This window comes from Paenibacillus sp. YAF4_2, assembly GCF_052113225.1.
Taxonomy (GTDB): domain Bacteria; phylum Bacillota; class Bacilli; order Paenibacillales; family Paenibacillaceae; genus Pristimantibacillus.
In genome coordinates, this window is record NZ_JBFRCT010000007.1 from 228,047 (window position 1) to 242,359 (window position 14,313).

Consider the following 14,313-nt stretch of genomic DNA (forward strand, 5'->3'; position numbering starts at 1 on the left):
ACATGTATCAGAAAACATTAGGCTACCGTGTATTCTCTATCTTTAACTATCTTCTCTTAAGTCTCGCGGGACTGCTGTGCATTATACCAATCATTCATATTCTATCTATCAGCTTTAGTGCCAGTGCCCCTGCGAATGCGCATTTGGTCGGCATGTGGCCGGTAGACTTCAACACTGAATCGTATACGAAAACAATGAATAACCCGAACTTCCTCCGGGCGTTCTGGATTTCGATCTTTCGGACAGCGCTTGGCGCCTCGATTACACTAGCTGTTATTACATTAGGCGGATATGCGTTGTCGAAGGATACAACGGTATTCAAGAGCCGGTCGAGATACGCTTGGTATTTCGTATTTACGATGTGGTTCAGCGGCGGTATCGTTCCGCTTTATATCGTCATTCGTAATCTCCACATGATGAATACGATTTGGGCGCTCGTTCTTCCAGGCTCGGTTGCTGTATTCAATATGATTCTCTTGATGAATTTCTTCCGTGCAACTCCGAAGGAGCTGGAAGAAGCAGCCTTTATTGACGGAGCAGGACATTTCTCGATCTTATTCCGAATCTATCTTCCTCTGGCAATGCCGGCACTTGCAACGATGTCCTTGTTCACGATTGTTGGCAACTGGAATGCATGGTTTGACGCTTTGCTTTATATTAACGATTATCGGAATTACCCGCTGGCAACCTTCTTGCAGACGATTATCGTACAGCAGGATTTCAGCAAGCTGAACCCCGATGTTAACGAGCTGAAGAACATCTCGCAGCGTACGGTGAAGGCAGCGCAGATCTTTATCGGAATGCTTCCGGTGCTGCTTGTATATCCTTTTCTGCAGCGGTTTTTCGTCAAAGGGATTGTCCTTGGGGCGGTAAAAGAATAAGAATTTAAGAAGATAATAAATTGGTATCGTACTCAAAATTATGGTATTTCTATCAGTAAAAACCAAGACTATAGTATTACTTGAGAGTAAATAAAGCGCTCTCATCTATGAATAATCATATTACGGGGGGAAAACAATGCGTAATTCAATGAAAAAGCTAATGCTCGTTTCGTTGACTGGTGTACTTGCAGCAAGCCTTGCGGCATGCGGATCAAGCAACAATAATAACGGCAACAACCAGCCAGCCAGCGAAAAACCTTCAAACTCAGGCAACGCAGCAGCTACAAACAACGCGGCTACTAACGATGCGGGCAGCGGCGTAGACGAAACCGGCTGGGACGGCACGAAATATGCTGAGCCTATTACACTTACAACAGTAAAAGGCGTAGGTACCAACTACTTCTTCAAGACTGGCGAAACGATGGAAAACAACGTTTTGCAGAAGTATATGAAAGAAAACCTTGGCATCGATGTAAAGTATGACTGGGTAGTGACGGATACAAATGACGCTTACAAAACAAAGCTTCGTCTGATGCTTTCCTCCGGCGAGAAAATGCCAGACGTCATTACTTACCGCGGTGACATGGAGACGGTTAACATGCTGATTGACTCCGGTCAATTCATGTCGGTTAACGATCTGTTCGATAAATACGCTGGTGACGAGTACAAAAAAGCAGCTGCTCTGAACCCGGATACGTTCCTTCCTGTAACACGTGACGGAGAGAAAATGGCCTTGCCAGTTCTCGATTATGCATACAACGATGACATGGTTCTTTGGCTGCGCCAAGATTGGATGGATAAACTGGGTCTGCAAGCTCCAAAAACAGTAGCTGACCTCGAAGTCATTATGGATGCTTTCACAAACAAAGACCCAGACGGCAACGGCAAACCAGATACATTTGGTATGGCTCTTGGCTTCAAGAACGGCTTCTTGAACTGGATGACAGACGTAAGCTGGCTGTTCGGCGCTTACGGTACAATGCCAGGTCAATGGAACAAAGCTGCTGACGGTACGCTGGCATTTGGATCAGTTGATCCAGCGTCGAAGCAAGCTCTCGGTACATTGAAAAACTGGATGGATAAGGGCTGGATCTCGAAAGACTCTGGTCTGAAGGATGATACTTCCGGTTCCGAGTTCTTCACGAAAGGTCAAGCAGGCGCAATTGTAGGCCGTAACTGGCTTCCAGACTGGCCGTTTGGCGACCTGATCAACAACGTTCCAGGCGCGAAATACAAAGCATACCCGATTCCTGCTGGTCCAGACGGTAAAATTGGTTCCCAAAGCGGCAACCCATCCGTTAACGGTTGGATGCTGATCAACAAAAAAGCAGAGCATCCTGAAGCGCTGCTCCGTTACTATAACTTCTTCTTCGATAACTGGGCTAACCCAGCAAAAGGCAGCCAGTTCGAGAACGGCTTCGCAGAAGGCTACGACTGGGCTAAATTGCCAGACGGCACGATTACAAAAGACCCGCAAAAATATCCGGACCTGTTCCCGAACTATGCGGACCGCACGCATCTTGTAGAACCAATTTACTACTCGCTGACATTTGAAGGTGCACGTCAACCGTCCTTGTACGCAGATACCATGATTAAGATTGCCAATGGCGAAGCGATGACGACTCCTTACGAGGAGCAAACCAAGGCCATCCGTAAGCCAGAGAATGTTGAAGCGATGAAGATTGTTATGGAGCAAAAAGAAATTCGTATGAAAAACTACTTCCAAGGTCCTCTGACGGAAACGATGAAATCGAAGAACGAATTGCTAAACAAGCTTGTTAACGAATCGTTCTCCAAAATCATCTACGGTCAAGCACCAATCGATTCGTTCGATACAATGGTAGAGAACTGGAAGAAATCCGGCGGCGACCAAGTGACGAAAGAAGTTAACGAGTGGTACGCTTCGGCTTCGAAATAATCTAGCAGTAAGCAATAAGCATTTGCAACAGGATAAGGAACGCCATATTTATGCCAGGGCGTTCCTTTTCTATTGCCAAAATCTATTTTTTCAACATTCTGAAAGCGTTAACAACATGAGACACTCCCTAAGAATAACGTAAGAGAGGGGAAACGGCGTTGATACAAAGAAAAAGAAAAGGCAGTCGTCTTCGTAGGAGACGGATGCTGTCGCTTGTCATGTCGGTCATGATTCTACTAAGCTATCTTCCATCTGTGGTATATGCATCATCAAGTGCAGCGGACGTAACTAGTGCAGGAGCAGCAGATGTAACCGGCCACTGGGCTGCAGAACAAGTGAATAAGTGGACATCCAAAGGTCTGGTCAGCAGTTATCCGGACGGCAGCTTTAAGCCGGAGCAGCAAATTACTCGTGCAGAGTTTACGAAATTGATTAACAGCTTGTTTGGTTTCACTATGAAAGGTGACGATAGCTTCTCTGATGTAGCAGCTGGTGCATGGTACACGGATCAGGTTGCTATTGGTAAGAAAGCAGGCTTTATTAATGGTTACCCCGATGGAACATTCAAGCCAAATGCGGCCATTAAGAGACAGGAAGCTGCGAAAATTGCAGCAGGATTGTTCCGTCTGCCTGCAGTAACGGGTAATGACCCCTTAAGTGCCTTTAACGATAAAGCGCAAGTTAGCGCATTTGCAGTAGACCCACTTGGCCAATTAGTAAGCGGCGGTTATCTGAAGGGCTTCCCTAACGGAACTGTTCAGCCGCTCAAATCGATTACTCGCGCAGAAGCTGTTGTGCTGCTAGATCGTTTGGCAGGCGAGGCCTATACCAAGAGCGGCACTTATAAGGATCAGCAGCTTACAGGCAATGCGCTTGTAAATACAGATGGTGTGATACTTGAGGATGCGGCGATTAGCGGCAATCTGTTCTTAACTGCGGGAATTGCTGAAGGCGATTTCACGCTGAGCAATTCGGTAGTGAAAGGCACCATCTATGTAAGTGGCGGTGGTGTTCATAGTATTCATTTTCATAATGTAAAAGCACCCAACATCGTCGTTGATAAGAAGGAAGCACCGGTACGTGTCGTAATCGAAGATTCTGAGATCGACAACATGAATCTTAATTCGGATACGGTTCTCGAAACAGATAATAGCGATATTGATCATCTGAATAGCAAAAACTCGAATTCTACATGGAATGATAACAAACTGAATAATAATCAAAGCTATGTCGTTGACAGTGGAACAACACCTGGCAGTGGAGGAAGCACTGGTGGCGGAGGTGGAACGCCAACACCAGCGCCATCGGCGACACCAACACCAGAACCTACAACATCAGCAACACCAACACCGGCACCAACCGATACGGCAACGCCGACACCAACACCAACCGATACGGCAACGCCGACACCAACACCAACCGATACGGCAACGCCGACACCAACACCAACCGATACGGCAACGCCGACACCAACACCGACGCCAACACCAACGCCAACACCGGACGAAAATAAGTGGGAGCTGGTCTGGAATGATGAGTTCGACGGAACAGGCAGCCATCTTGATACAAACGGTGTGAACCTTGATAAGTGGGACTATCAGCTTGGTACAGGTTCGCAATATGGCCTTGATGGCTGGGGTAATAATGAGCAGCAAAGTTATGAAGCTGACAATATGAAAGTAGAAGATGGCAAACTTGTCATCACAGCAAAAAAAGAAGCAAACAGTAATAATAAGCCTTATACTTCAGGCAGAATTTTTACCCAGGACACGTTCAACAAAGCTTATGGTAAATTCGAAGCGAAGCTGAAGCTGCCGAAAGGCCAAGGCTTCTGGCCAGCCTTCTGGATGATGCCGGCAACTAGTGAATATGGTACATGGGCATCTTCCGGTGAGATTGACATTATGGAGGCTGTAGGCAGACTGCCAGGTGAAGTTTCCGGAACCATTCATTATGGTAAAGCTGCTCCTGGTAACCGCTACACAGGTAATAAATATACCTTCCCAGAAGGAGTAGATTTTAGCAGCGAGCATGTATATGCCGTTGAATGGGAGCCGGGTGAAATCCGCTGGCTGGTAGACGGAAAAGTCTATCAAACACAGAACAATTGGAACAGCTGGGGGATCGATCAACCGGCGAAATATGCTTATCCTGCTCCATTTGATAAACCGTTTTACATGATTCTAAATCTAGCAGTTGGCGGTAATTTCGATGGCGGCAGAATGCCAACGGACGACAACACCCGTACAATGGAAGTAGATTATGTCCGCGTGTACGACAAGAAAGGCGGATATTCAACGGCTGGTCTTGAGGAGCCGAAGGTAGATCAGGAACCATTACCGGCTGATCATAAAGAAGCGATTAATGGCAACTATGTGCATGATGTGAATTTCGCGAATGGCTTCAAGACGGTGGCAACGGACACAGATACACTGGATCCGGAAAAATGGAATTTCGTTCATGTACCTACCTACAATGGTAATGGTTTAATCGGAACAGATGTGATTAGCGGTACCACTTATGCGAAAGCAGAGATTACAAACGGCGGATCTCAAGACTACGCGGTACAGCTTATTCAGAACGTGACGGTTGGCAAAGGCAGATACTACAAGCTGTCCTTTGATGCAAAATCCAGCACGAACCGGACAATGTCCGCCAAGATTGGCGGCGGGGCTGACCGCGGATGGGGTACTTATTCGGATGTCTTATCCGTTAGCTTGACTGATGAGTTCAAGAACTACAGCATGACTTTCCAGATGGCAGCGGATACCGATGTTCTCGCTCGACTTGAGCTCAACATTGGTCTCAATACGAATCCTGTCTGGATTGGCAATGTGAAGCTGGAAGAAGTAGATGCGCCAGATCCATACAACGAAGATGCTGCTAAGGAACCAATCCAAGGCAACCATATTTACAACGGCAACTTTGATCTTGGAAGATTGGACCGCCTCACGTACTGGCATTTTAATACAGCTGACGGTGCAGCAGCAACGGCTTCGGTTGATCCAGATGATCGCGAGTTCACAGCGAATATTACAAACGGCGGTACTGGAGCTGCTTCGATTACATTGCTGCAAAAAGGCGTAAACCTCATTCCTGACAATGATTATGAAGTGAAGTTTAAGGCAAGTGCAGCATCAAACCGTACCATAAAGGTCGGTATTCAGAAGCAGGACGGCACAAATGTGGTTGATCCTATTGAGGTGAACCTGACCGCGTCATCTGCTGTACAGACGGTGAACTTCAACTCTGCCGAAGCAGCGGATGATAAAGCAATCCTTGTCTTTATGCTTGGTGGTAATGATGCAGATGTAACTATCGATAGTGTCGTTATGACTCGACTCACAAACAATGGCATCGGCGATCTGCCGCTGGCGGATCAATTCCCGCTCAAGAACGGTGACTTCTCAAATGGCAAGACCTCCTGGAATTTACATGTTCAGGGCTCCTATGACGGATGGGACAAAGTGACCGGATACACCGAAGATGCAGGCAGCATGAAAGTTAATGTAAGCAGCGTTGGCAACAATCCTTGGGATGTTATGCTGATGCAAAATGACTTCAATCTGCACAAAGACAACACCTACGTCGTATCCGTAGATCTCAAATCGACTGCAGAACGTGACGTTGAAATTGTGGTAGATAATGCTGGCGGACGACTGCTCTCGAAGATGGAGCATTTGACGGCAGATTACCAGACGTTTACGTACGAACTGCCTGTTACAGCAGATACTCTAGCATCCTTTAAAGTACTGCTTGGCAAGCAAACAACAAATCCAGCTGGAGCACATGATGTGTACGTGGATAATGTACGCGTAGAGATTAAAGGTGCCAGAGACAAAGCCTTCCTATTAAAGAACGGCTACTTCGCAAGCGAAGGTGCTAATTGGTCTCAGCATGTGCAAGGTATATACGATGGTAACTCGAAAGCAACGTTTGATTTTACAAGCGGAAGAGCCAAGGTGAACATTGAGAATGTTGGTGCGAATCCTTGGGATGTGATGTTGTATCAACAGCCTCTGCTCGTTAAGAAAGACATCACTTATATCGTTACGTTTGATGCAAGATCTACGCTTGCGAAGAACATTGAAGTGATCGCAGAGAATGGGACCTACACACGCTATCTGAATGAGAAAGTATCACTTGGTGAAACGACCAAGAGCTATTCTTTTGAATTCACAATGCCAAAGGATGATACGGTAGGACTGAAATATCTGCTTGGTAAGAATGGCGATGCTTTGTCCGTCCATGACGTCTTTATTGATAACGTCCGTCTAGAAGTGAAAGGGGCTAAAGAAGCACTTGGCGAAAAAGTCTCACTAGTCAACGATATCCGGCTCACTTCCGCACCAATCGTAACACCTGATGTAACGGACAACAGCCTTGGCAAAGATATTACACTAACCTTCGCTTTCCAGCCGGGCTGGAGCAGCTCGATTAAAACAATTACGGTGGACGGTACAGCAATTGCGGCTGAAGATTATACGGTTGGAACAAACAGCATCACGATCAAAGCAAGTGTCTTTACTACTGCAGGCGATCACGTCATTGTGTTCCAAGCTTCCGGTTATGAGCTCGGGCAGGTGACACAAACGATTGAAACAGAGCAGATGTGGAGCCTTGTCTGGTCTGACGAATTTAACGGTGACGCGGTTACTCCGGATACAAACGGCGTTGACCTATCCAAATGGGGCTACCAAGAAGGTAACGGCTCCGAATATGGTGTAGCTGATTGGGGTAATAACGAGCAGCAATACTACCGCAAGCAAAATATTAACGTAGACCCCGAAACAGGTAACCTTGTTATCACAGCCAAGAAAGAGACATTTAACGGCAAGCCATATACTTCGGGCCGTCTCTGGACCAGCAATACGTTCACGAAGGCTTATGGTAAATTCGAAGCTCGGATGAAGCTTCCGGAGGGTACTGGGATTTGGCCAGCCTTCTGGATGATGCCTGCTGACAGTGAATATGGCGGATGGGCAGCTTCTGGCGAGCTCGATATTATGGAAGCTAGAGGACGCCTGCCGCATGAAGTTGGCGGAACCATCCATTACGGCAAGAACGCTCCGAACAATAAAGCGACAGGGGCAGCTTATAACTTTCCTGAAGGCCAATCAATTACTGGCTATCATACCTACTCGGTAGAGTGGGAGCCAGGTGAGATCCGCTGGTATGTGGATGGCACGCTGTATCAAACGGTTAACAACTGGAACAGCTGGGGAGCAGATCAGCCAGATAAATATGCTTACCCGGCACCGTTTGACAAACCGTTCTATATTATTCTGAACTTGGCAGTTGGCGGTCAATTTGACGGCAACCGATTGCCAGCAGACAGCGACCTGCCAGCGAAAATGGAAGTCGACTACGTCCGTGCTTATGATCTGACAGGCCGCCCTTACCGTACACCGGTAGAGCCTGATTCGAAGGATGAGATTCCTGCGGGTGCGAAAGCAATCGTTGACCAGAATTTCGAGCATGGTCTGACAGATATTACGGACTCTACGCAGACGCTTGATGCGAACTACTGGAACTTCCTGCATACGCCTGATTTTGGCGGCGCAGGCTCTGCAACCGTCGATACCATCGGTGACGATAAGTTCGCTAAAGTATCGATTACAAACGGCGGCGGTCAGAACTACGCCCTGCAATTGATTCAATATGCAACAATTACGAAAGGCCATGCTTACAAAATCAGCTTTGATGCCAAAGCATCGGCAGCAAGAAATATGAGCTTGAAGGTTGGCGGAGACGCTGATAACGGCTGGGGCGCGTATTCGGATAACTTCGACGCTGCTCTGACGACCAATTTGAAGCATTATGAATATCGCTTCTTGATGAACAACGATACAGATCTTGCTGCACGACTGGAGCTTAATCTTGGTCTCAATACGAATACCGTATGGATCGGTAATATTAAGATCGAAGAAGTGGATAGTGTCTCCGAAGCCAATGGTGCAAAGGCGCCGCTTGGCAATGGCCAGCACGTCTATAATGGAAACTTCGATCTTGGTACGATGGACCGTATGTCTTACTGGAACTTCGCAACATACGGCGACGCGGATGCAATGGCATCTGTAGACCCTAATGTTAGACAGCTTGAGGCAGCGATTACTGACGGTGGCGACAATCCAGCGGACATAACGTTGACGCAAAAAGGCATTAATCTGCTGCAAAATGATTCCTACAAGCTGACTTTTAAGGCTTCCGCGGAATTGGATCGATCGATAAACGTTTCATTCGTAAGTAAAGATGGCAGCACCGTATATGCTTCGGATGACTTTACAGTTGGTACTGCAATGAGTAATCAGGAATTCACCTTCACGATGCCTGTTGGCGTAACGGATGAGGAAGGACAGCTTGTCTTTGGGCTCGGAGGAAGTGACGCGGATGTTGCGATCGATAACGTGTCCCTGATCCGCACAACAAATAACAACTTCGACTTCACAGGCGTAGATTTGTTCCCGCTGAAAAACGGTGATTTCTTCGCTGGCCTGCTGGGCTGGGAGCAGAATTCGCAAGAAGGCGGAGCAGCACAATTTACGACGGAGGATGGCGCTGCGAAGATCAATGTAACAAGCGTAGGCAACCAGCCGTACAGCAATATGCTGATTCAAGGCGGCATGAGCTTCAAGAAGGGCTTGACCTATACATTGGCGTTTGATGTGAAAGCATCCGTTGCCCGCGATTTACAGGCAACACTTGAGAATGCATCCTACGTACGGAAATTTGATTCCGGTGTTCAATCCATCGGTACGGACTGGACTCACTTCAAATTCGCGGTTCGTCCAAATGCGGATGAGCTGCTTGCCCTTAAGATCATGCTGGGTAAAACACCTAATGCAGCAGTTGGTACCGTATGGATCGACAATGTCGTCCTAGAGGTGGAAAATGCACCAGTGAAACGTCCGCCAACAATGGTTGCGGATAGCACAAATAATCTGGCTGGCCAAGAAATCGTCATTCCTTTTGCAGATGACACCGCTTGGAGAGGCGATATTACATCTGTTTCTGTAAATGGGGTGGTATTAAATGCTTCGCAATATGCGGTAACATCTGGCACATTGACGCTTCACTCGGACGTCTTCTCGGTTGATGGTAACTATCCGGTGAAGGTAATGGCTAGCGGATATGGCGATGCTGTGATCACGCAGCAAGTTTTCTCCGGCGATGGCAATCTGGTTCTGAATGGCAGCTTCACGAACGGCACGACGAACTGGGAGTCCTGGAAAGGCGCCGATGATTACTCATCTATTTCCGTAGAAGGTGAGAAGGCGAAGATCCAAATTAACTATAACGGCGGTTTGGATCCGCAATGGCATGTGCCTTACACGTGGTCCACGCAGTTCATGCAATCCGGTATTCAGCTGAAAGCCGGCAAAACGTATGAGCTTAGCTTTAAAGCAACGTCTACGGTTGACCGTCCGATTCTGGTAGAACTGACCGGCTACAACAATAATCAGCAAGTGGTGTTCTTTATTACGGGTGATGAAGCAGTCTACTCGAAAGTGCTGAAACCAACCGCTGATATGACCTTAACCGTGAAGTACCTGCTTGGTAATGTGATTAATGGTGATCAAGTGACACCAGAAGGTGAGCATACGATCACCATCGACGAGGTAGCTGTCCGCGAGAAAGTATCTCCACCTGCTGTAGCTGCCGATGCAACAGATAATAAATTAACTAATCCAATTGAGCTGACCTTTACAGACAACACAACTTGGAGAAATGCAATTACAGGCATCACGATCGACGGCGCAGCAGTTGATGCAAGCAAGTATACGATTGCAGCAGGCAAAATCACGTTTGACCCATCGCTCTTCCCGTCTATCAAGACGTATGCGATTGCTATTCTGGCTAATGGTTATGCGGCTGCGGAGGTATCGCAGGAAGTGAAGACCAATGCGAAGAATGTTGCGATCGGAAGCACAGCAACGGCTTCATCCAACAATCAGCCTGCGGCAAATGCCATTGATGGGAAGACGGGTACAAGATGGGAGAGCGCTTCGCAAGATCCACAGTGGATTTCGCTTGATCTGAAGAAGCTTTATAAGCTCGACAGCATTATGCTGAGCTGGGAAGGGGCTTACGGTAAGACCTATACCGTTCAAGTCTCTACAGCGGAAACGCCGGGAGATAACGACTGGACGACAATCTTCACCGAGCCATCCGGCAACGGCGGTATCGACAACATTACCCTGCATGGAGAAGAAGCCCGTCATGTACGTATCTACGGCACCGTAAGAGGTACGACCTATGGCTATTCGCTCTATGAATTCGAAGTATATGGCAACCCGTCTAATCCGGATCCAGTACTGCCTCTTGGGCCAGTTCTGACAGCCGATTCTTCGGATAATAAAGCAGGCAGCAGCATCGATGTTACCTTCTCAAGCAATACCGCATGGGAAAATGCAATTACAGCTGTAAAAGTGAATAATGCTGCTCTTGCAGCCAATCAATACACGGTTGCAGCAGGTAAAATCACACTAAATGCCAGCGTATTTGCAGCCGCTGGCAGCTACACTATAACGGTTGCTGCTACGGGCTATGCGGATAATGAAGTGACGCAAGCTATTACGGCGGATGTGAATCTGGCCCTGGGTAAGACAGCTGCTGCTTCGTCTAATGCTAATAACAGTCAGGCAGCAGCCGTACTTGATGGCAATCAGGGAACAAGATGGGAAGCTGCAACAGGCAGTAATCCAGAATGGGTTTATATTGATCTTGGTGCGGTATATTCTATTACGAGATTGAACCTGCTGTGGGAAACAGCTTACGGCAAAACCTTTGATATTCAAGTTGCTCAGCCGGGTGCTGATCTTAGTGATACGAACAGCTGGACAACGGTTAAGCATTTGGACCGGACACTGACTGGCTCGGGCAAAATACAAGATGCTATTTTGCTAGACTCACCTGCAGTTGGTCAGTACATCAGAGTGTATGTGACAACAAAAGGCTTCCCTCCATACGGTCCATCCCTTTGGGAGTTCGAAGTGTATGGCTCTGAAGCAACTGGACCTGTTACAGCAGCGCCACCTGCTTTAACAGCAGATACAACAGATAACAAAGCAGGTCAAAGTATTGACCTGAGCTTTACGGGAGACGCAGCGTGGGAAGGCGCTGTGTCTGCCGTGAAGGTTAACGGGACACCGCTTGCTGCTGAGCAATTCAAAGTGGAAAGCGGCAGAATTGCTCTTACCGCAACAGTATTCACGGCAGCTGGCAGCTACAATATCGTCATTGAAGCAAGCGGCTATTCGGATGCTGCGGTGACGCAAGTCATTACAGCGGCAGACGCTCCCGTTATCAATCTGGCACTGAACAAATCGGCAGTTGCTTCTTCTGAACAAGGCCCTTATCTTGCTGCGGAGGTGACTGACGGTGATCAAGGCTCCAGATGGGGAGCAGACTGGGAAGCAAACTCGGATAACCATCCGGAATGGATTTATGTTGATCTCGGCACGGTAGAGACCTTCAGTAAGCTTGTATTGAACTGGGAAGGAGCGTACGGTAAATCGCTTGTCATTCAAGTCGCTCAACCTGGTGCGGATCTGTCCAGCAACGATAGCTGGTCTACGGTTCATACCATTACGGGACAGTCGCTTAGCGGGGAAGACTTGAAACAGACGATTAATCTTGCTGCTTCGGCACAAGGCCAATATGTTCGGATCTATGTAACGGAGAAAGGCCTTGCTACCTACGGTCCATCGTTATATGAGATTGAGATTTACTAGGTACTAGAAAAGCCACCTCATCGAACTGCCTGATGGCAGCCGATAAGGTGGCTTTTTGATGTTGTAAGTTTACAGCTTCGAGAAGGCAGTCTCAGCGGCTGCGAGAGTAACCTCAATGTCTTCTTTCGTATGGGCGGTTGTCAGGAACCACGCCTCATATTTAGAAGGTGCTAGATTGATGCCCTGTTCAAGCATCAGCTTGAAGAAACGGCCGAATATTTCGCCGTCCGTAGCCTGCGCTTCATCATAGTTGGTAACCGGATGATTACAGAAATGCGTAGAGAACGACCCGCGGATTTGGTTAATCGTAAGTGGGATACCATGCTTGGATGCAGAGACACGAAGGCCTTCCGCCAGCATCGTTGCCAACTCATTCATACGCTCATAGATGCCAGCTTCCTGCAAGACTTCAAGGCAGGCAATACCCGCCGAGATAGATGCCGGATTACCCGCCATCGTGCCTGCTTGATAAGCCGGGCCAAGAGGAGCAACCTGCTCCATAATTTCTTTGCGGCCGCCATAGGCGCCGATCGGAAGTCCGCCGCCGATTATTTTGCCAAGAGCAGTAAGATCGGGCTCAATCGCTTTAAAGTCCGGGAACACGTTAAATGTTTGAGTTGTACCGTAATGGAAGCGGAAGGCTGTAATGACTTCATCATAAATGACGAGTGCACCAGCTTCACGGGTCAGCTTGCAGACACCTTCCAGGAAGCCCGGATCAGGCATAACCATACCGAAGTTGCCAACGATTGGCTCGATCATAACAGCTGCTGTATCCTCGCCCCAGCGTTCCAGAGCTTCTTTTAAGGCGGGCAGGTTGTTGAATGGAACCGTGATTACTTCTTGGGCAATGCTTGTAGGGATGCCGGCACTGTCTGGAATGCCAAGCGTAGAAGGGCCGGAGCCTGCTGCAACAAGAACAAGATCGGAATGGCCATGGTAACAGCCAGCGAATTTAATGATCTTGTTGCGTTTCGTGAACGCGCGAGCAACACGGATAGTAGTCATAACTGCTTCCGTACCGGAGTTGACGAAACGTACTTTATCAAGGGAAGGAATAGCTTCCTTCAGCATACGGGCCATCTGGATTTCGAGCTCTGTAGGCGTACCGTATAGAGTACCGTTTTGCGCGGCACGAACGATTGCCTCCGTAATATGAGGGTGGGCATGTCCGGTAATAATCGGGCCGTATGCGGCCAAATAATCGATGTAACGATTATTATCAACATCATAGAAGTAGGCGCCTTCGGCACGCTTCATAAATATGGGCGCACCACCGCCAACTGCCTTGAAAGAGCGGGAAGGGCTGTTAACGCCTCCGACAATATGCTTGAGCGCTTCTTCGTAGAGCGCTTCTGAACGTGTACGTTGCATAGACATAGAATAAATCCTCCGTATAAGAAATATGTAAGCCATCCTTAATCAGTCAAATGGCCTTGTTTTTAAATCGACACTCCCCATTATCGCGCAGACTGGGCAAAAAGCAAAGTGCCGTGCTTACCTCTGTCTATGAACAGGCTAGGCTATGGGGCGGAGGTCACTTCAGGTAGAGAGGTATCGGACTGTACTTAGGTTGGATTTCATCCAGCAAAATGGGCTATTGAGAAATGGTAAGCTCGACTATAATGGATTCCATCCAATGAAATGATCCAGCTATACTCCCAGAAGTCCAAGTGAGGCGATTTTTGTTGGACAATCTCCAACATAGAACGGACTCTATCTTTAGAGTTGCCATTTCACTGTACAAAATCCAACATAGGCAGGTTAGAGGTGACGAGTA

At 47.8% G+C, this 14,313-nt stretch carries 4 protein-coding genes; 3 read left to right on the top strand and 1 reads right to left on the bottom strand.

All coding sequences use genetic code 11. The annotated features are described in order from the left end of the window. Positions 1 to 2 precede the first annotated feature (2 nt). The 3 genes from AB4Y93_RS18015 to AB4Y93_RS18025 all read left to right on the top strand — a co-directional run bounded on the left by AB4Y93_RS18015 (position 3) and on the right by AB4Y93_RS18025 (position 12,533). A complete protein-coding gene (locus tag AB4Y93_RS18015) occupies positions 3 to 881 on the top strand; it encodes a carbohydrate ABC transporter permease (protein ID WP_441894244.1) in 879 nt (292 codons plus the stop codon). Between the two features lie 136 nt (positions 882 to 1,017). Next, positions 1,018 to 2,799 carry an extracellular solute-binding protein gene (locus AB4Y93_RS18020; RefSeq protein WP_441894245.1) on the top strand — a complete coding sequence of 594 codons (1,782 nt, stop codon included), beginning with the start codon at positions 1,018 to 1,020 and terminating at the stop codon, positions 2,797 to 2,799. Between the two features lie 158 nt (positions 2,800 to 2,957). Continuing rightward, positions 2,958 to 12,533 carry a hemoblobin-interacting domain-containing protein gene (locus AB4Y93_RS18025; protein ID WP_441894246.1) on the top strand — a complete coding sequence of 3,192 codons (9,576 nt, stop codon included), beginning with the start codon at positions 2,958 to 2,960 and terminating at the stop codon, positions 12,531 to 12,533. A gap of 69 nt (positions 12,534 to 12,602) precedes the next feature. On the opposite strand, the gene AB4Y93_RS18030 is transcribed toward AB4Y93_RS18025, so the two are convergent. Next, the gene (locus AB4Y93_RS18030) at positions 12,603 to 13,913 is read right to left on the bottom strand and encodes a glutamate-1-semialdehyde 2,1-aminomutase (RefSeq protein WP_441894247.1); all 1,311 of its coding nucleotides are present in this window, start codon (positions 13,911 to 13,913) and stop codon (positions 12,603 to 12,605) included. Positions 13,914 to 14,313: the final 400 nt, after the last annotated feature.

Coding starts and splice junctions, on each gene's coding strand:
- AB4Y93_RS18030 (WP_441894247.1), bottom strand. CDS start 13,913: ATGTCTATGCAACGTACACGTTCAGAAGCGCTCTACGAAGAAGCGCTC.
- AB4Y93_RS18020 (WP_441894245.1), top strand. CDS start 1,018: ATGCGTAATTCAATGAAAAAGCTAATGCTCGTTTCGTTGACTGGTGTA.
- AB4Y93_RS18015 (WP_441894244.1), top strand. CDS start 3: ATGTATCAGAAAACATTAGGCTACCGTGTATTCTCTATCTTTAACTAT.